This window comes from Cobetia sp. 4B (genome assembly GCF_018831605.1).
Lineage (GTDB): Bacteria > Pseudomonadota > Gammaproteobacteria > Pseudomonadales > Halomonadaceae > Cobetia > Cobetia amphilecti.
The window spans coordinates 524,294-542,803 of the sequence record NZ_CP059843.1 but is presented as its reverse complement, the minus strand read 5'-3'; the positions used below and the strand labels follow the sequence as shown (position 1 = coordinate 542,803).

Sequence of the window (18,510 nt, the reverse complement as noted above, 5' to 3'; positions counted from 1 at the left end):
GACTTTCAGCGTAGCGACTTTTGTCGATTTTGCCCGTGGAAGGCCTTGATCCAGATCATCTGCCTGATAATGCGCCGCACCTTGAGCGGCTTGAGGCCGTGCCCTCTTCCGCCCCAGCGAAGCCAGACCGTACACTGGGCAGCATTTCACCCGGCCCGGCTTGCCCCAGCCCCAGCCGCCGGCCAGACGACTTCGCAAGGACCCCATCGTGAGCTTCCGCTTTCTGCACACTTCCGACTGGCATCTCGGCCAGAGCTTTCACGGCCAGAGCCGTCATGTCGAGCATGCTGCCTTTCTCGACTGGCTGCTCGGGCAGCTCAAGACTCTGGCGCCGGATGCGCTGCTGATCGCCGGAGACCTGTTCGATGTGGTCAACCCGAGCCTGGCCGCCCAGGAGCTGCTCTACGACTTCATCGTGCGCGCCCACGAGCAGGACGCGGCGCTGGAGATCGTGATGATCGCCGGCAATCACGATTCCGGCTCCCGCATCGAGCTGCCGGCCGCGTTGTTGGCACGTCTCAAGACCCATGCGCTGGGTCGCGTGCGCTGGGTGGATGACTCCGCCGACGGCGGCGATGCCCACAGTCTCGACTGCCAGCATCTGCTGGTGCCCCTGCATGATCGTGACGGCAAGCGCCGCGCCCTGTGCCTGGCGGTGCCCTTCCTGCGCCCGGCCGAGGTCACCGGCCTGAGCAGCGGCGAGCAAGCCGAGCAGGAAGGGCAAGCAGCAGGCAAGGCCGAACGCACCCGCAGCGAGGCCTACCGCGACGGCGTGGCCCGCGTGCACCAGCAGCTGGTCAGTGCTGCGCGCGCCGCCCGCCAGCCCGGCGAGGCGCTGATCGCCATGGGCCATGCCCACATGCGTGACGGCGAGGTGTCCGAGAACAGCGAGCGCCCGATCCTGATGGGCGGCGAAGAGGCGCTCTCGACCAGCCTGTTCCCCGACGACATCGCCTATGTGGCGCTGGGCCACCTGCATCGCCCGCAGCGCGTGGGTGGCGAGGAGCGCATCCGCTATTGCGGCACGCCGCTGGCGATGGACTTCTCCGAGGTCGACTACGGTCACCGCATCCTCGATGTCACGCTCAACAATGACAGCCTGGAGAAGGTCGAGGAGCATCGCGTGCCCTGCCATGTCGCTCTCACGCGCGTCGGGCCTGCGCCCCTGGCCGAGATTACCTCTCGGCTCACGGCGCTGGTCGCCGAGGCCCAGGCGGATCTCGAGCCGACACGCTGGCCGTGGCTGGAAGTGACCGTGCAGCTGGAAGCCCCGCTGATCGACCTGCGCGCCCGTATCGAGGCACTGCTGGAAGGCGCGCCGCTGCGTCTGATCAAGCTGGTCACCCGCTACCCGGCGCCCAGTGTCGAGCATCGTGCGCCGAAAGGCGTGAAGCTCGATGAGCTGGGGCCGATGGGGCTGTTCGAGCGTCACTATCGCGCCACCTATGACAGTGAGCCGGACCCGACGCTGATCGAGGATTTCGCCCTGCTGCTCGAGGAGGTCGAGGCAGCGCGCGAGACGCGCCTCGAAGGCGAGCCGGCCACTCGGTCCGCTCGCAAGCCAGACAAGACTGGCAAAGCAGACAAGGCCAAGGGAGGTCAGGCATGAAGATTCTCGCCCTGCGCCTCGACAACCTGGCGTCGCTTGCCGGCGCGCATGAAGTCGACTTCGAGAAGGCGCCGCTGTCCGATGCCGGCCTGTTCGCCATCACCGGGCCCACCGGGGCCGGCAAGAGCACGCTGCTCGATGCCCTGTGTCTGGCGCTCTATGGCACCACGCCGCGCCTGCGCCAGACGCCGAGTGGCGGCCAGCTGGAGGATGTCGGCGAGCATCAGTTGACGCTCAAGGACCCGCGCAGCCTGCTCCGGCGTGGCTGTGGCGAAGGCAAGGCCGAGGTGGATTTCATCGGCCGCGATGGCCTGCGCTATCGCGCCAGCTGGACGGTCAGCCGCGCACGCGGCAAGCCCGGCGGGCGCCTGCAGAATGCCAAGCAACATCTCCAGCTGCTGCCCACCGGCGATGACATCCAGCCGGCTCAGACCCTCAACACCACCAGCAATGACGCCAAGGCGTTGATCATCGACAGGCTCGGCCTGAATTTCGAGCAGTTCACCCGCGCCGTACTTCTGGCGCAGAGCGAGTTCAGCGCCTTCCTGCGTGCCAATGACAATGAACGCTCGGAGTTGCTGGAGAAGCTGACCGATACCGGCCATTACTCCGAGATCTCGATGGCCGCCCATGAGCGCGAGCGCGCCGCCCGCGAGGCCGTCAATGAACTGGAACGCAAGCTGGAAGGCCAGCTGCCGGCCAGCCCGCAGGAGCGTCAGGCGCTCGAGGAGGAGGTCCGCCTGCGCCAGACGGCCATGACCCGGCTCAGCGAACAGCATGATGCACTGACGGCCTATCACCAGTGGACCACCACGGCGGGCGAACTCGAACAGGCCCTGCGTCAGGCGCAGCAGGAGCAGACCGCGGCTCACGCCGCCAGCGATGGGCTTTCCCGTCAGCGCGAGCAACTCAGCGCCCTGGAAGCTCTCGCGCCAATTCGCCCTGCCCTGCTGCGCCTCACGGCGATCGCGCCGCAGCATGCGCAGCTGGCCACGCAACTGGCCCAGCTGGAGCAGCAGCTCGGCACCCTGTCGCCCAAGGTGGAGCAGGCCCGGGCCGCCAGGCACACCGCCGATGAACGCATGCAGCGCTGCGAGACCTGGCGCGGCGAGCAACTGCCGAAGCTTGAAGAGGCACGTCAGGTGGCTTCGCGTCTGGCGCAACAACGCGAAGCACACGCCAGCCAGCAGAGTGAACAGCACCGCCTGCGCGACACGCTCGGCCAACATCAGCAGGAGCTCGAGGCACAGGATCGCCAGCGCCAGCAGCTGGAGCAGCAACTCCAGCAGCTGCAGGCGACGCTGGTCGACGAGTCAGGCCAGCCGCTGCGCGATGCCGAAGACTATCGTGACCAACTGCAACGTCAGCGCGATGCACTACTGGAGCTCAAGCCCGTACTCAGCGAGCAGATCAGTGGCCTGGCTCGCCGTGATGAGGTGCAGCAGCGTCTTGTCGAGCTGGAGCAGCAGCTGCCCCGACAGCAACAGGCGTTGCGGGATGTAGCTGCCCGGCAGGCGCAGGCATTGCAGGCCCGCGACCAGGCGCGCCACGAGGAAGACGCCGAGCGCCGCCAGCAGGAGCAGGAGCGTCTGGCACGCAGCGACAACGTGATGGCGCTGCGCCGCGGGCTGGTCCAGGGCGAGGAGTGCCCGGTGTGCGGCAGCCACGAGCACCCCGCCGCCGGCCAGGCCGCACCGGCCGAGGCGCTGATCGCTCAGCTGGAGCAGCAGGCCCGCGAGCGCCTTGATCAGCGCCGTCAGGCCACGGCCACCGCGCAGCAAGCCATGGAGTCAGCCAGTCACGAGCACGCCCGCCTCGAGCAGCAGCTCGGCTATCTTCAGCAGGAACAGACCCAGCTGCACACGGAGCTGCAACGCCTGCAGCAGCAGGCGCAGAGCTGCCAGACGAACCTGACCGAGCTTCTGGCCCGGCACTCGCTGTCGGAGCAGCCCCAGCTTGCCCCCTTGCCGCAGCTGCCGGCTGCCCACGCACTGCAACTGATCGAGCAGCGCCTTGGGGAACTGGACGCCCGCCAGAACACACTGGTGACGACACTGCGTCAGCTGACGCCGCTGCGTGAGCAACGCCAGGCACTGGCAACACGCCATGCCACGCTGACGACGCAATGCCAGCATGGCGAAGCACAGCTTCAGCAGTGCGAGACGCAGATCACTGCGCTGGCGCGCGAGATCGAGCAACTCAGCGCCACGCTTGCCCAGCAGCTGAGCGCAGACCCCAAGCGACAGCATGCCAGCGTGAGCGACTGGTCCGACTGGATCGAGTCGCTGACCACCCGGATGCGCAACGAACAAGAGAATGCGCGGCAGGCACTGCAGGAGTTGAGCGACCAGCAACAGCAGCTGACGCAGCAGCAGGCCAACCTGCAGCAGCGCCAAGCGGAGCTGCGCGAGGAGCAAGACTCGCTCGACCGCGAACGCGCGGATTGGCAGGCAGCGAATCCCGGCCTGGATGACGCGCGCATCGCGGAGTTGCTGGCTGTCGAGGATCACGAGCTGCAGGCACTGCGCCAGCAACTGCGCAGTGCCCACGAGCGCGTGGCACGCGCGGATGCCCTGTGTGAGGAGCGCAATGCGCGCCAGCTCAAACACTGGCTGGCCGCTCGGACCTCCAGCTGGCAGACGGTACTCGAGCAGCTGGCAGGACTCGAACAGCTGGCAGCGCCCGCCGTGGAGACGTCAGGAGCAGGTACCGCTGGAGAAGGTCCGGCGAGAGAAAGCACGGCGGGAGAAGGCACCGCAGGAGAAGGCACGGCGGGGACTGAAGAGACGGGCGTCATCCGCGCCCAGGCCCAGCAGGCCCTGGCGCTGCATGCTCGCTTGCAGACTCATCTGCAATCCCCGCAAGAAGATGCCGCTGGAGAGCCGGAGGATGCGCAGACACAGCCCGAGGAAGACACCCACGCGCTTGGCGAGGCGTTGGCCACTCTGATCGCGGCGCTCAAGACACCGCTCACTACCGTGCGCGAGGCCCATCAATCGGCGCAGGCGGCGATACTCAATGATGATCAGCGCCGCAGCGGCAGCGCCGAACTTGGCGAGCAGCTGGCCCGCGCCCGCGCAGTCCATGAACGCTGGGGCGCGCTGTCGGAGCTGATCGGCAGTTCCAGCGGTGCCAAGTTCCGCACCATCGCCCAGGCCTTCAATCTCGAGCGCCTGATCGAGCATGCCAATCTGCATCTGGCCAATCTGGTTCGCCGCTATCGTCTGGCGCGCGGCGCCAGCCCGCTGGGACTGGTGGTGGTGGATACCGAGATGGGTGACGAGCTGCGCAGCGTGCATTCGCTGTCCGGCGGCGAGACCTTCCTGGTCTCGCTGGCGCTGGCGCTGGGCCTGGCGGGCATGGCCTCCGGTGAGCTGCGCATCGAATCGCTGTTCATCGATGAAGGCTTCGGTAGCCTCGACCCGGATTCGCTGGCCCTGGCGATGGAGGCGTTGGATGGCCTGCAGGCCAGCGGCCGTCGCGTCGGGGTCATCTCGCATGTGGCCGAGATGCATGAACGCATTCCGGTGCGTATCGCGGTGCGCCCCTCGGGCAACGGCCAGAGCCGACTGGAGATCGAGGGCTAGCGGCGGTCAGGCGTCACGAAGCCAGGTTCAGCGTAGCCGCTTGAGGCAGCTAGGCATCACGAAGCCGCTTGAGGCGGCGGCTGGCGAGCTGGTCCGCCAGTCGGGTCGGCTCGGGCAGCTTGGTCTTGCCCAGACAGTGCAGGGTCATCGCCAGCGCCGTATCCAGGTTCATGCGCTGGCCCGGCGAGACGAACACCGGCTTGACCTTCGCGCGCGAGCGCAGCACGGCGCCCAGCTGGCTGCGCTGTTCGCGTTTGGGCAGCTCGCTATTCTCGATGATGCCGAGCTCGCCATCCGCTTCACGCACGCGATCCGTCAGTGCGACCCAGTCGCCGCGCGCATCGCCCGGTTCGCCATGCTTGCCGCACAGGCGCTTCTTGGCCACGCCGAAGGATGGCAGGTCACACCACAGGCCGAGATGCGCCGCCACACCCAGGCGGCGCGGGTGCGCGATGCCATGGCCGTCCACCATCAGGCATTCGGGCGCACGCTCCAGCGATTCGAGGGCGGCGATGGCGGCGGGCAGCTCCCGGAACGACAGCAAGCCCGGAATATACGGCATGCGTGTCGGCTGACGGATCAGCTGCTGCTCGAGGGGCTCCAGCGTCGCCAGATCCAGCGTCACCACCGCCGCGCGTGTCACCTCGCCCCCATCCTCGAAGCCGATATCGACCCCGGTGATGGTCGCTGGCCACTCGCCGGGGCTTGCTCCCCAGGGCGGCGTCAACGTCAGTCGAGTGGCCATTTCGCGTTGCTTGGCAACGGCGGCGGCAGGGTCGAGATTCCAATCGTGCAGTGCTGTCATCCACTCACTCATGCATTCCCTCTCGGCGGTTGCGGGTCTCTCTCCCTCAGATGCTATCGATCGCCCTCACCTTCAAGCTGCTTGCCCAGTGAACGCAGCACCTCCGCCGCCTGATTGCGGAAGGTGTCCAGCCCATTGCCGACCTCCCCCATGCTGCGTTCCAGCTGGCGTGACAGGCGATTGGAAAGCGGCTGGTCCGCGCTTGCCGTCAGCTGCTCCGGCGTCATGTCGAGCACCAGACGGTAACGGATATCGCCGGGGGCCTCAGCCGCCAGCGGGTCACTGACCGCCTCACGGGTAAAGCGCGCGAAATCGATGCTGGCCGCCTTGTCACCGCCGTCAGGGCGAATCAGCAGGCGATGGATCTGACCACGCGTATCACTGAGCACATCCTCGACCTTGCCCAGCGCCTCGCCCTGCGGTGAGACCACCGGCGCCAGACGCAGGGCCTCCAGCGAGACCAGCGGCACGCGAATCTCCGGCGTGGCGCTGCTGGTCGGCATGCCGGACTCGGCGTGGGCCGCACCGAGTGGCAGCCAGGGGGGCGCCAGCAGAGCGCACAGCAACAGCTGGCGGGCAGGCGTGGCCTGCAGGCCACGGCGCAAGGCATCGAGTGAAGAGATCATGTGGGCATCCTCGGGAAATGATGAGCGGTGGAGCTATGATGAGCGGTGGAGCTATGATGAGCGGTGGACCTACGCCAGCACAGGATACCAGCCCCCGTAGCGCCTTTCGTCCAGGCACAAAAAAACCGGTACCTCGTGAGAGGTACCGGTCTTTTCAGAAGCCGTGGCCAGCACTGCGATCAGTGCTGACCCGACTCAGGCCTGATCAGGCGCGACGACGGTCGTCGTTGCCACCTTCACGGCGCTGCGGACGAGCGCCCGCACCGTCTTCTGCCAGTTCCAGCGGGCGGCCAGCGACGCGAGCACGCGCCATCTTGGACACGATGCTGGTCGGCAGACCGCTCGGCAGTTCCACGACACTGTGCGTGTTGCGGATGTCGATGCGACCGATGCGTGAACCTTCGATGCCGCCTTCGTTGGCGAGAGCGCCAACCAGCTGGCCCGGCTTGACGCCGTCACGGTGGCCGACGGCCACACGGTAGAGCTTCATGCCTTCACGTGCGACCGGCGCGGAGTTGCGACGCTCACCGCGTTCCGGACGCTCGGTGCGCTCACCGCGCTCGGAACGCTCGTTGCGACGCGCACCCGGCTTCGGCAGAGACTGGATCGGCGTCTCTTCGGCGCGAGCCATCTTGACGAAGACAGCGGCCAGCTCGACCGGGTCGTGACCTTCTTCGACCAGGCTCTGGACCAGAGCGCGGTGACCGTTGGAGCTGCTGCCCAGGGCTTCGACGACGCGAGCACGGAAGGCGGCGTCACGGTGGCCACGGATCTCTTCTTCGCTCGGCAGCTGGCGTTCGGTGATGCGCTGGCCCAGGGCCTGCTCCATCCAGCGAACCTTGCGCATTTCGCGACCGCTGACGAAGGTGATGGCGCGACCTTCACGACCGGCACGGCCAGTACGGCCAGTACGGTGGACGAAGGATTCGCTGTCACCCGGCAGGTCGTAGTTGAAGACGTGGGTGATACGCGCCACGTCCAGACCACGAGCGGCGACGTCGGTCGCGACCAGCACGTCGACCTTGCCACGCTTCAGGCGAGTCACGGTGCGCTCGCGCAGGGACTGGTCCAGATCACCGGACAGCGCTGCCGCGGAGATACCGCGAGCGATCAGCTGTTCGACGACAGTGGTACAGGCGGCACGAGTACGCACGAAGACGATGGCCGCATCGACGGTCTCGACTTCCAGCAGACGGGACAGCGCTTCGAGCTTGGCGCCGCCTTCGACACGCACCATCATCTGTTCGATGGTGGAAGCGGTACGCGATTCGGACTTGATGGCAACCTTGACCGGATCAACCAGGTAGCGGTTGACGATACGCTCGATCTCGGTCGGCAGCGTCGCGGAGAAGAAGACGCGCTGCGCTTCCTTCGGGGTATCGGCGACGACGCGCTTGACGTCATCGATGAAGCCCATGCGCAGCATCTCATCGGCTTCATCCAGCACGAGGGCTTTCAGGCCGTTCAGGTTCAGGCTCTTGCGGTCCAGGTGATCGATGACACGACCCGGGGTGCCGACGACGATCTGCGCGCCGCTCTTGAGGCTACGCATCTGCTCGCGGTAGTCCTGACCACCGCAGAGAGTGGCCACTTCCAGGCCACGCATGAACTGACCGTAACGTGTGAAGTTGACGGCGACCTGTTGGGCCAGCTCACGGGTCGGGGCCAGCACGAGAACCTGCGGTTCACGGCGGTCGAGGTCCAGACGGGTCAACAGCGGGAGTGCAAAGGCAGCGGTCTTGCCGGTACCCGTCTGTGCCTGGCCGATCATGTCACGGCCTTCGAGCAGACTCGGGATGGTCTGAGCCTGAATCGGGGACGGAGTTTCGTAGCCCAGCTTCTCGAGAGAGGTCAGGACGGCAGGCAGCAGGGCAAGATCGCTGAAGCGATCGACGACGGAAGTCGTGGTCATGTATATCTCACACCTAAATGGCTACAAGTAAGGCTTGCAGCTGAAGAATGGGTCGGGTTGAACCGACACGAAGCGTAAGGGCTCCGTCTGGCGATGCAGTCAGGCACGAGGCGCTGGCATCATCAGAAAAAACGTACGAGTGCTGGACGTCTTGGCATGGACGGGCCCGGGTTGCTCTGAAGATGGACGCAATTCCACTTTCAGGCACAACGCTGCGGCGACCGTACAGCAACCAGAGGCTCTTCTACTCAGAGTCTCGGGGCGCTCCATCATGCACACTGTGGACAGGGACGGGTCTTGCATCGCGGCGGCCGGACATCGATCGAATCGAGGGGTCACGGATGGCTGGGGCAAGCTACGCCACGCGGTCCGGGAGGCGCGAAATACCGGCTGATGGCCACAAGAAACGGCGATCACGTCGGGCTCGGCTACTCAGGATGGTGGGTCACTACATGCGAGGAGCTGGCATTCTAGCAGCCTCTCACGCATTCTGCATCCTTTCTTTTGACCTTGGTCGCAGGCCGGCCGCCCTCGGGCAGGCATGCGCCCCGCCATCACGACTCGCTGAACAACCACCTGACAGGAGCCTGCATGACTGACGCGCAAGACCATGACGCCCCCTCCCCACAACATCCCGCCGAGCATGTCACCACACTGTGGGTCGACGCCGATGCCTGTCCGCGCGCCGCGCGTGACATCCTGGTGCGCGCGGCGGAACGCACCGCGACCCCCACCTGGTTCGTCGCCAACCATCAGGTGCCGCTGCCGCGCTCGCTGCACGTCAAGGCGCTGTCGGTCCCACAAGGAGCAGATGCTGCCGATCAGTTGATCGTCGAGCGCGCCCACCCCGGCGACATGGTGATCACCTCCGACCTACCGCTGGCGTTGGAGGCGATCGAGAAAGGCGCGCTGGTGATGACGACCCGCGGCGAAGCGCTGGACAGCAACAACATTCGCGCCAAGGTGCAGATGCGCGACTTCATGGAGAGCATGCGCTCCAGCGGCGAGCACACCGGTGGCCCGTCCGCCTACGGCCAGCGCGAGCAACGCGACTTCGGCAATGCACTGGACCGCTGGCTGGCCAAGATCAGACGCCCGATACCGCGCGCCTGACCCAACCGCCGCTGCTCGCCATCAACTCGGGCGCCACCAACTCGGGCGCGATCAACTCAGACTTCAAGACCTCAGGCGTGACGACGAATGCCCTGGCCCGGCAGACGCTCGCGGTCATGGGGAGCGTCGAGCGCCAGGCTCGGGCCGAGCGGCACGATAGCGGTGGGATTGATGGTCTGCTGACTGGCGTAATAGTGGGTCTTGATATGCGCAAGATCGCAGGTCTCGGCGATGCCCGGCCACTGATACAGCTCGCGCAGATAGTGCGAGAGGTTGGGATAGTCGGCGATACGGAGCTGATTGCACTTGAAGTGCCCGAAGTAGACGGCATCGAAGCGGATCAGGGTGGTGAACAGGCGGATGTCGGCTTCGGTCAGCCACTCACCGGTGAGGTAACGCGAGTCGGCCAGCCGGCGCTCCAGTGAATCCAGGCACTCGAACAGCGCCGTGAAGTGACGCTCGTAGACCTCCTGCCGCGTGGCGAAGCCGGTCTTGTAGACGCCATTGTTGACCTTGTCATAGACCTCGGCATTGATGGCATCGATCTCGCCGCGCAGGTCTTCGGGATAGAAGTCCAGATCATTGCCGGTCAGCGAATCGAAGGCGTCATTGAAGATGCGCACCAGTTCCGCCGACTCGTTGTTGACGATGCGACCGGTCTGCTTGTCCCAGAGCGCCGGCACGGTGACACGGCCGGTGTAGTGCGGGTCGGTCAGGGTGTAGAGCTGGTGGTGATAGCGCACGCCATTGATCGGATCACCGCTGGAGCCTTCTTCCTCGAGATAGCTCCAGCCATGTTCGAGCATCAAGGGGCTGGTGTAGGACATGCCGACCAGCGGCTTGAGCCCCTTGAGAGAGCGCATGATCAGCGCGCGATGCGCCCAGGGGCAGGCCAGCGAGACGTAGAGATGGAAGCGGTCCGCACTGGCGGGCACGGCCGCTTGTCCCTGCGGCCCTTCGAGCGGGGCATCGGGCGCCACGACCCAATCCCTGAGCCGCGCGCTCTCGCGCTTGAATTCACCGCCGGTGCTGTCGGTGTCATACCAGCGATCCTGCCACTTGCCGTCGACCAGTAAGCCCATCTTGCACGCTCCTTATATGGCTTGAGGGGATGCCCCCAGCCTAAGAGTCGAGCGCGACAGCGCAAGCGAATTCACTGCGTGGCAACGATCGAGTTTCTCGAACGATCACGTTGTGCGAGCCCTGTGCTTTTCTCAAGCCCTCACGCTTTTCAGACCCTATACGCTTTCAAGAGCGCCGCTCGCTTGCCTCCTGCTCGACGGCAGCGTGCAGCTGCGCCTTCATCGCTCGGACGGCGGGGCCCGCGCGATCATCGTCCGGCAGATAGAGCATCAACGACACTTCGCGTTCGCCGCCATTGGCCAGCGGCAGTGGCAGTAGCCGCCCCCGGGCCAGGGCCTCGCTCATGCGGGTACGGGGCAGCCAGGCGAAGCCCAGCCCGCGTTCGGCAAGATCGACTGACGTGGCCAGGTGGCTCACCGTCCAGCGCGCCTCGGCCTTGAGCCAGCCGGCATCCATGCCGCTGGAACGACTGCTGTCGCGTACCACCAGCTGGCGATGCTGCACGAGATCACGCAGATCCAGCGGCCGCCCGAGGGCGTGCAGCGGGTGCCCCGGCGCCGCCACGGCGATGAAGGTTTCACGCAGCAACGGGGTGCCGAGATGGCCATCCAGCATCAAGCCGCTGATCAACAGGTCCGCTTCCTTCTCCTCGAACAGCTCGCGCCCGCCGGTCAGCGTCGTCTCGTGCAGCTGGACACGCACCTGCGGGTAGGCCGTCGAGAAGGCTTCCAGCGCCCGTGCCAGCACATCCGGCGGAAACAGCTGATCCACCGCGATGGCGATCTCGCTCTCCATGCCTTCCGACAACGCATCGGCCACATCCTCGAGTGCCCGCGCATTCTCGATCAGCTGACGCGCCCGGCGCAGCAGCAATTCACCCGCCTCGGTCAGCCGGACATTGCGCCCGACCGGCTCCAGCACCTGCACGCCCAGCAAGGCCTCCAGGCGATGCACGGCGTGATTCAGGGTCGAGGGGCTCTTGTGGATCGCGGCCGCCGCGCGCGCGAAGCTGCCGTGGTCCACCACGGCGGCCAGCATCTGCCACTGAGCCAGTGTCACGCGTGACGACATCGGGATTCCTCTTGCAGAACGTACGGAAATGCACGGGGCAATCCTGACATGCCAGACGCAAAAAACCAGACACCTGATACTGCAACCCGACGGGAGCAAAAGAGCATTCTGTGCTGTCAGACTCCCGACATCTGGTCGCAATCCTCGGACATCAGGACGGCATCCTCTGAAATGCAGGAGGCCAAATACGCTATTTTGCGTAACTTTACAAAATTTAACACCAAGCAGGATTTACTGCCTGAACAGCGTTTCCTAAGCAAAAATGGCGCTATTTTCGCCAGACCTCATGTTGCCGGTACCGCCAATTGCGCCGTCAATGATCTAAACAGGGTTGAATTACTCATACTGGACATGCGTCCAGCCTATCGAACGATGGGAACCTTGGTTAAGGTTCGAATGCCTCATTGTTGCCATCTTTTCATTTCACATAACTTTATCGGTCACATATGCTGCGAATCCTTCATTCGCTCCCTCGCGCGCACAAGTATCTTCTTTTACCTGTTGCCACCATGGTTACCGTGCTGGGTGCTCACAAGCTTCTCGAAACATTCGATGCTCCTGATGTCTCTACGGCCTCACAGTCCATCGCCATCGACCTGGCCAGTGCAAATTCCAGCACCCCGGCCAAGCTGCCGCTGGCGATTGCTGCCGCAGACGACACTCAGTCTCCCCTGAGCCCGGCGCAGCTCGCCAATCAGACGGCGACCAGCTCGGCCTCCGGTGACATTCCGCTGGCAGCACTGACGCCCAGCGAGATCGTCGCCATCGATTTCGACATGCCGACGCTGCTGACGGATGCCAACTATCATCCCGACAGCCAGACGACAGGTCCGATCGTGGCACTGGCGCCGGCGGCAGTGAAGACCGCAGAAGCCGTCATCGGCACCGCGACCGACGAACAGGCCGGCGGCACCTCCTATGACGACCTCTCCGTCGACCCGGTCGAGCTCGGCGAAAGCCCGACGCTGCAGACCGAGCTGGCGGCCGAGGAAGTCTATGTGCCCGAGTGGCAGACCTATACCGTGCAGGCCGGCGATACCTTCGCCGTGATGGCGGAGCGCTCGCTGGGCCTTGGCTACAGCGAGACCACGCGCATCCTCAAGGCGCTGCCTGACAAGCGCGTGCTGACCCATTGGCGCATCGGCGACAGCTTCGATTACAAGCTGGATGAAGACGGCAACCTGCTGGCGTTGCGCATCATGAAGGACGCGCGTCGCGGCTTCATGGTCAAGCGTGAGGCCGGCGGTGAAAGCTTCAATGTCGCCAAGATCGAGAAGGCGACCCAGGCCACTCAGCGCATGTTCGCCGGTACGGTCAGTGGCAGCTTCTCCCTGTCAGCGGAAGCCACTGGCCTGGGCGTCGCGGAAGTCAGCCAGCTGACCCAGGTGCTGGGCAAGAAGATCGATTTCCGTCGCGATACGCGCAAGGGTGACAAGTTCCAGGTGCTGGTCGAGTCCGACATGATCGACGGCACCAGCATGGATTCCCGCATCCTCGCCGCACGCTATGAAGGTTCTCGCAAGTCACTGACCGTAGTGCGCAACAGCAGCGACGGCCGCTACTACACCCCCGACGGCAAGGGCCTCGACCCGGCCTTCAATCGCTATCCGCTGGCGCACAAGGCGCGCATCAGCTCGCCGTTCAACCTCAGCCGTCGCCATCCGGTTACCGGACGCATCAGCCCGCACAAGGGCACCGACTTCGCGGTGCGTATCGGCACGCCGGTGCTTTCCACCGCGGATGGCGTCGTCGAGCTGGTCGGCAACCACCCGCTGGCCGGTCGCTATCTGGTGCTGCGCATGGACAACGGCTACAAGACCCGTTATCTGCACCTGTCACGCCCGCTGGTCAAGAAAGGCGAGCGCGTGACCATGGGTGAGAAGATCGCCCTGTCAGGCAACACCGGCCGCTCCACCGGCCCGCACCTGCACTATGAGGTGATGGTCAACAACCGCCAGGTCGATGCCATGCGCGTTCAGCTGCCGAACAACAAGTCTCTGTCCGGCAAGGCGCTCGCCAACTTCAAGCGTCAGTCAGAGAACATGCTGGCCAAGCTGGAAGCCGCCGACAACACTGGCGCCATCGCCAAGGCCTCCACCCCAAGCCAGGGTGACGAGAGCTAACGCGAACCCAGGCGCGGGCCCGCAAGCACAGGGCCTGCGCCTGACATGAAATGTGCCCGATAAAAGAAAAGGCCCCTCACCTCACGGTGGGGGGCCTTTTCTTTTGTCGGTGTCTCATGCCAGGGATCAGGTCACTTCTTCATGCCCTTGTTGGACGCCTGCTCCAGCAGCTCTTCCGCTTCGCTGCTCGCGCCCTCCTCTCGCATCTTGGCCACATCGGCATACAGGCAGACGTAGGTACCGCAGGATGCACAGAACACCTTGTCGTCGGGATTGTGGACCTGCGAGACGCGGACTCGCTGGCTGCCACAGTCCGGGCACGGCTTGGGAATACGCAGTTCCTCGGAAAGATCTGACATGAAGCATTCTCCTGTTCGGTGTCTGGGCCGCTCGCCTTGAAGCTGGTCGATTGGCGTCTCCCCAAGACATGGGGCCACTCGCACGGCATGCAACCCCGCTGGCGGGGAGTCGCTCGTCATTCGGCTCGAGCTACCTCACCGAGATACATCGCCCAGGCACTGCCCGGCACTGCGCTCAGACGCAAAGCCCCGGCACGGTGGCCGGGGCTTGAGGAGCAGACTCGAACAGACAGATGTCACGCGGCGCTGATGCTGCCGGCAAGCGACTCATGGCTGGTGGCGTGGCTTGCGGTGTTGGACATGCGCGCGACGGGGCGCTCCGGCACACGGTGCTGGCCGTGTGACCTGGCGCCATCACGCGTCAGGCGGAACTCTTCCTGCAGCGCCATCTCACGTGCCGCCAGGCGAAAATCGCCCATCGAACACAACGCATGGCCGTTGGGGCACTTGAGGATGTGATCATCCGGCAGATCACGGGCAGGCCAATCCAGCGCTTCGTTGCATTCGGGACACTGAGGGCCATTACGGGTCGGGACTGATGGGGTAAACATGCGCGAACTCCTTTTCGACGCAAAAGATGACGATGTCATGACCAGATTCTCAGTACAGAAAACATCAAGACGTGGCTCGGTTTGCGTGCGCATGATGGAGACAGATAGCGACAGACTCCATTGCACTTTCGGTTAGATGCCACAATTTTATCGCTGGTCAGTCTCTGCGCTCACGGCTGCGGAAGGTATCGCGCAGAGCGCGGAACACACTTCATGGCAGCGCGACCGGCAAGAGTCTGACAGCACTATCTTACAGTCTGATAACACCTCGCGAATGACGCAGATCAAACGCATACCAGATCAGGGGGTATCCGCCGCACCGTTCTTCAGACGGGCGTCAGACGGGTATTCATGGGCTTGAAGCCAAAAAAATCCCGACCAAAGGCCGGGAAAACACTCTCAGGCAGAACAGGACCTATCGCGGAAGCAACGCGGCTCGCCGCAGGTCGACCAGGACGCTGAACAGTCGTCAGCGGTATCACGGAAATCTCGACTCCACCTGCAGTGCCAGATATTCAGTTTCGTTGCCTTGGGCAACAAGCCCGCGACCAGGGCGAAACAGCGAATCCGACTGGCACTGAGGTAAAAATTCTTGTGCGCCCTCACACGCACTGGCGAACACTGGACCTTACAAGCGCTTGCTTCAGGCCGAGGCGTCCAGCTGCTGGACCACCTTCTGCGCCATCAGGGCCGGGTCAATCGCAGCTCGCTTGCGGGCACTGACTTCAAGGCGATCACGCAACATGAACCAGACACCCAGAAACTCATCACATTCTGCACAACTGACGATGTCATCATCTGCCGGGGAATCTTCGAGGTGAACCCGGTTGCTGCCACAGCGTGAACACTCCATGGGAACCTTGCGTACTGTGTTCATCTCGATGCCCTCCATTGGATCCATGATGAAAACCTTGTGCTCGAAACCGGTGGAGCGGGCGACATGACGATGTGAAAACTTGCGGCAACCTGACAAGGGATTGAAAAAGCGCCTCTGCGGCTCCATCAATGTTGTATCAGGTAATCTCCTGCCTGCCCCGCCGTGCTTCGACAGTTGCAAAGTTAGACACTTCCAAAACCTTGTACAAGTTTTAACGCGTATCAGAACGTATCTGTATAGCTAATGTAGACGCATTGGCAGGCGCTTTCGTGTGCGCTGATCAAGCGTTTACCTCTCCCCATGCGCCCGCTGTGGCACGAGAGCGCCCCGCCAGAGCCGTGTAACACTTCGCTACAAAAAAGCCTCTTTTGACGTGCAAAAACATCTTGCCCCACTCGTCAGGCAGCCAATCAGCGAGCAGAAAAGCCTTGAACGCGCACTGATTGCGACATATCCACGTGCATCATCTCGACTTCTTGCCTTGAACGGCGCGGGCCTTGGCATCCAAGCGATCCTTCAGCACCTCATCTCTCTGCTCGCCCCTCTACTCGAACCCTTCGTCAGAGCCCTGCTGACAGAGCGCTTGCGGGCGGCCTGTTCGCGACAGTTATGGAGCACCAGAAAGCCCACTTTCTTGGCACGACGACATTGCCCCTTTACACCTTGCATATGACAGACAGAGAAATTCTCGTACAAGTTTTTCTTCCCCCCCTTGAAACTTGTCGGTCTCGTCAGGATCTCAGTGGGTAGGGTCATGGTTCTGGCGAATCATTTGCGCCACGAGCGAGAAGGAAGCGCTTGAGGGACCGGACCAGAAGTACCGATTCAACACGCAAGGAGTACGGCATGAGCAATATGAACCGCAAACAGATTCTGGGTGCGATCACCGCGACCACGCTGCTGTCCACTACCAGCATGGCCATGGCCAGTCCGCAGGGGCTCTACTCCGCAGATGAGCTGATGGATGCCGATGTCTACCTGCAGAACGATGACAACAACGTGATCGGTGAAGTCGAGGACATCCTGCTCGACGACAATATGCAGGTCGCCGCTCTGGTCGTCGAAAGCGATGACTCCATGGGGCTGGACGAGAACCAGTACGTCGTGGAAACGGGCAAGTTCACCCTCGAGACCGAACAGGGTGATGATCTGGATGCCCTGGAATATCGCATCCACCTCGACATGGATGTGAGCGAGTTCGAGCAGCAGCCGAACTACACCACCGACTGGTGGCAGGACACGCGCAAGAGCGCCGCAGCGGCCTGGGATGAAACCAAGAACACCGCTGCCAGCGCCTGGCAGGACACTCGTCAGGCGACCGCCAATGCGCTGACCACCGCCGGCAACGCCATCAGCGGTGCCGCCAATGACACTGAGCAGGAAATGGAAGAAGAGACTCAGTGATAGCGACCCTGCAAGAGATCACCCGAACCGGATGATCCGCGCCAATGCAGAGGAAAACGCCTCATGCCCCACGGCATGGGGCGTTCGTGGTTCAGGACCACGAAAAATCACGCCAAAGATGCACTGGTGGGGGAAAGAAGGGAAAGAAGGGAAAGAACAGCAAGAGAGGCCGAAGTGACAGGCACAAAAAAAGCCGCCATTGGCGACTTGTCGGGGCACTGGAGCTTTTGAGCATCAGCTGAATGAAACCCCACTGGAAGGCATGCATGGTGGGCCCAGCAGGACTTGAACCTGCGACCAATCGATTATGAGTCGAGTGCTCTAACCAACTGAGCTATGGGCCCATGCAGCGCGCATATGATAGCGAAAGCATGAGCCTCGGGAAAGCCCGAAAACTCAACAACATAGCGATTCCCCCCTCCCGGCTGCGGCGCGAGATGTGCGTTGATCATCCCCGTCAGGCTGCGGCTGCGACGAGTGTCGCGAACCCTTGGAGCCGCCGCCTGTCCAATGTCCCATCTGCAGTATCGAATCTTTTCCAGGCGCTCATGGCGGGCCTCGCCCGATCAAGCCCCTGGCCATCAGGAGTCATGACATGTCATTGCCTTTCTCTCGCTGGACCCGCGCCCTGAGTCGCACGCTTGCACGTCGCTCGACCGGCAAACCCGCCAGCCGCCTCACCGCCACAGCCGCCAAAAGCCGCTTCGGCGCCCCGATCAAGGCCGCGGCACTGGCCTTCGCCATGAGTGGTATCGGTGTCAGCCTGCCGACACAGGCCGCCTGGCAGCTGGTGCCCGACAGCAGCGGCGCCACCGCGACGCTGACCGCGCAGGGCAGCCAGGGCAATGTGGAGCACGTGCATCACCTCAATGGCCTGAGCGGCACCGTGGGAGATGACGGCAAGATGAGCATTCCCTTGAGCGTCGGCCAGACCGACCTGCTCGACAAGGTCGGCGAGCTGCCGCCATGGCTGTCCGGCGTCAGCCAGATGCGCCTGGCCACGCTGACCCTGAATCTTGACCCGCTGGCCATCGCGGCGCTGGAACCCGGCCAGACGACGCGCATGCAGGTGCCCTTCTCGGCCACCGATGGCAACCGCACCCACCGCGAGACCCTGCCGCTGGAGGTCACCCGTCAGGATGCCACCCACCTGACCTTCATCAACGCCGACCCCATCTCGCTGGACAGTGCAGAAGTCGCCAGGAATCAGGTCGGCAGCACTCTGCTCAACCTGCTGGGCTACGGCAAGCTGGTAGGCGACATTCCCGTCACGCTGCAGGGCGAGATGGTCGACCAGTAACCTTCAGCACAGCGCGACGCCGCCAGACAAGCGCGGCGATCCCGTCGCAAGCACGTTCATCGCGTCATCAGAACCGCCCTACGGGGCGGT

General features: G+C 63.8%; 14 protein-coding genes and 1 tRNA gene. 6 read left to right on the top strand and 9 right to left on the bottom strand.

Annotated features, from left to right (window positions below):
- Window positions 1-208: 208 nt before the first annotated feature.
- On the top strand, window positions 209-1,609 hold the full coding sequence (locus H2O77_RS02360) for an exonuclease SbcCD subunit D C-terminal domain-containing protein (protein WP_215823824.1): 1,401 nt from the start codon (window positions 209-211) through the stop codon (window positions 1,607-1,609).
- The gene (locus H2O77_RS02355; RefSeq protein WP_215823823.1) at window positions 1,606-5,196 is read left to right on the top strand and encodes an AAA family ATPase; all 3,591 of its coding nucleotides are present in this window, start codon (window positions 1,606-1,608) and stop codon (window positions 5,194-5,196) included. The genes H2O77_RS02360 and H2O77_RS02355 overlap by 4 nt, the downstream gene beginning before the upstream one ends.
- A 49-nt stretch (window positions 5,197-5,245) precedes the next feature.
- Here H2O77_RS02355 and H2O77_RS02350 read toward each other — a convergent pair whose 3' ends face one another.
- The 3 genes from H2O77_RS02350 to H2O77_RS02340 all read right to left on the bottom strand — a co-directional run bounded on the left by H2O77_RS02350 (window position 5,246) and on the right by H2O77_RS02340 (window position 8,539).
- Window positions 5,246-6,001, bottom strand: coding sequence for an endonuclease V (locus H2O77_RS02350; protein ID WP_215823822.1), 756 nt, complete (start codon window positions 5,999-6,001; stop codon window positions 5,246-5,248).
- A 53-nt stretch (window positions 6,002-6,054) separates the two neighbouring features.
- The gene (locus H2O77_RS02345) at window positions 6,055-6,627 is read right to left on the bottom strand and encodes a hypothetical protein (protein WP_215823821.1); all 573 of its coding nucleotides are present in this window, start codon (window positions 6,625-6,627) and stop codon (window positions 6,055-6,057) included.
- A gap of 205 nt (window positions 6,628-6,832) precedes the next feature.
- Window positions 6,833-8,539: a DEAD/DEAH box helicase gene (locus tag H2O77_RS02340; protein WP_043333127.1), complete on the bottom strand. Its 1,707-nt coding sequence runs from the start codon at window positions 8,537-8,539 to the stop codon at window positions 6,833-6,835.
- A gap of 591 nt (window positions 8,540-9,130) precedes the next feature.
- On the opposite strand from H2O77_RS02340, the gene H2O77_RS02335 reads away from it, so the two are divergent.
- The gene (locus tag H2O77_RS02335) at window positions 9,131-9,652 is read left to right on the top strand and encodes a YaiI/YqxD family protein (protein WP_215823820.1); all 522 of its coding nucleotides are present in this window, start codon (window positions 9,131-9,133) and stop codon (window positions 9,650-9,652) included.
- Window positions 9,653-9,723: 71 nt separating this feature from the next.
- On the opposite strand, the gene H2O77_RS02330 is transcribed toward H2O77_RS02335, so the two are convergent.
- Together H2O77_RS02330 and H2O77_RS02325 are read right to left on the bottom strand one after the other, a co-directional pair.
- Entirely contained in the window at window positions 9,724-10,734 is a 1,011-nt protein-coding gene (locus H2O77_RS02330) for a glutathione S-transferase family protein (RefSeq protein ID WP_215823819.1), read from the bottom strand.
- A gap of 166 nt (window positions 10,735-10,900) precedes the next feature.
- On the bottom strand, window positions 10,901-11,806 hold the full coding sequence (locus H2O77_RS02325; RefSeq protein ID WP_175090186.1) for a LysR family transcriptional regulator: 906 nt from the start codon (window positions 11,804-11,806) through the stop codon (window positions 10,901-10,903).
- Window positions 11,807-12,315: 509 nt separating this feature from the next.
- On the opposite strand from H2O77_RS02325, the gene H2O77_RS02320 reads away from it, so the two are divergent.
- On the top strand, window positions 12,316-13,929 hold the full coding sequence (locus tag H2O77_RS02320) for a peptidoglycan DD-metalloendopeptidase family protein (RefSeq protein ID WP_240548684.1): 1,614 nt from the start codon (window positions 12,316-12,318) through the stop codon (window positions 13,927-13,929).
- Between the two features lie 131 nt (window positions 13,930-14,060).
- On the opposite strand, the gene H2O77_RS02315 is transcribed toward H2O77_RS02320, so the two are convergent.
- The 3 genes from H2O77_RS02315 to H2O77_RS02305 form a co-directional block, all read right to left on the bottom strand.
- Entirely contained in the window at window positions 14,061-14,288 is a 228-nt protein-coding gene (locus tag H2O77_RS02315) for a hypothetical protein (RefSeq protein WP_054555349.1), read from the bottom strand.
- Between the two features lie 236 nt (window positions 14,289-14,524).
- Window positions 14,525-14,839, bottom strand: coding sequence for a hypothetical protein (locus H2O77_RS02310; RefSeq protein ID WP_215823817.1), 315 nt, complete (start codon window positions 14,837-14,839; stop codon window positions 14,525-14,527).
- A 643-nt stretch (window positions 14,840-15,482) separates the two neighbouring features.
- Window positions 15,483-15,896, bottom strand: a complete 414-nt coding sequence (locus tag H2O77_RS02305; RefSeq protein ID WP_215823816.1) for a hypothetical protein — start codon at window positions 15,894-15,896, stop codon at window positions 15,483-15,485.
- A 666-nt stretch (window positions 15,897-16,562) separates the two neighbouring features.
- Here H2O77_RS02305 and H2O77_RS02300 point away from each other — a divergent pair.
- Complete coding sequence (locus H2O77_RS02300; protein ID WP_052384472.1) at window positions 16,563-17,120, top strand: hypothetical protein; 558 nt, start codon at window positions 16,563-16,565, stop codon at window positions 17,118-17,120.
- Between the two features lie 267 nt (window positions 17,121-17,387).
- Here H2O77_RS02300 and H2O77_RS02295 read toward each other — a convergent pair.
- Window positions 17,388-17,464, bottom strand: a tRNA-Ile gene (locus tag H2O77_RS02295).
- Window positions 17,465-17,715: 251 nt separating this feature from the next.
- On the opposite strand from H2O77_RS02295, the gene H2O77_RS02290 reads away from it, so the two are divergent.
- Entirely contained in the window at window positions 17,716-18,420 is a 705-nt protein-coding gene (locus H2O77_RS02290) for a hypothetical protein (RefSeq protein ID WP_043333134.1), read from the top strand.
- The last annotated feature ends 90 nt before the right edge of the window (window positions 18,421-18,510 follow it).

Excerpts from the sequence above, each read along its gene's own strand:
- H2O77_RS02290 (WP_043333134.1), top strand. The coding sequence starts at position 17,716 with ATGTCATTGCCTTTCTCTCGCTGGACCCGCGCCCTGAGTCGCACGCTT.
- H2O77_RS02350 (WP_215823822.1), bottom strand. The coding sequence starts at position 6,001 with ATGACAGCACTGCACGATTGGAATCTCGACCCTGCCGCCGCCGTTGCC.
- H2O77_RS02330 (WP_215823819.1), bottom strand. The coding sequence starts at position 10,734 with ATGGGCTTACTGGTCGACGGCAAGTGGCAGGATCGCTGGTATGACACC.
- H2O77_RS02340 (WP_043333127.1), bottom strand. The coding sequence starts at position 8,539 with ATGACCACGACTTCCGTCGTCGATCGCTTCAGCGATCTTGCCCTGCTG.
- H2O77_RS02300 (WP_052384472.1), top strand. The coding sequence starts at position 16,563 with ATGAGCAATATGAACCGCAAACAGATTCTGGGTGCGATCACCGCGACC.
- H2O77_RS02355 (WP_215823823.1), top strand. The coding sequence starts at position 1,606 with ATGAAGATTCTCGCCCTGCGCCTCGACAACCTGGCGTCGCTTGCCGGC.
- H2O77_RS02320 (WP_240548684.1), top strand. The coding sequence starts at position 12,316 with ATGGTTACCGTGCTGGGTGCTCACAAGCTTCTCGAAACATTCGATGCT.
- H2O77_RS02325 (WP_175090186.1), bottom strand. The coding sequence starts at position 11,806 with ATGTCGTCACGCGTGACACTGGCTCAGTGGCAGATGCTGGCCGCCGTG.
- H2O77_RS02315 (WP_054555349.1), bottom strand. The coding sequence starts at position 14,288 with ATGTCAGATCTTTCCGAGGAACTGCGTATTCCCAAGCCGTGCCCGGAC.
- H2O77_RS02335 (WP_215823820.1), top strand. The coding sequence starts at position 9,131 with ATGACTGACGCGCAAGACCATGACGCCCCCTCCCCACAACATCCCGCC.
- H2O77_RS02310 (WP_215823817.1), bottom strand. The coding sequence starts at position 14,839 with ATGTTTACCCCATCAGTCCCGACCCGTAATGGCCCTCAGTGTCCCGAA.
- H2O77_RS02345 (WP_215823821.1), bottom strand. The coding sequence starts at position 6,627 with ATGATCTCTTCACTCGATGCCTTGCGCCGTGGCCTGCAGGCCACGCCT.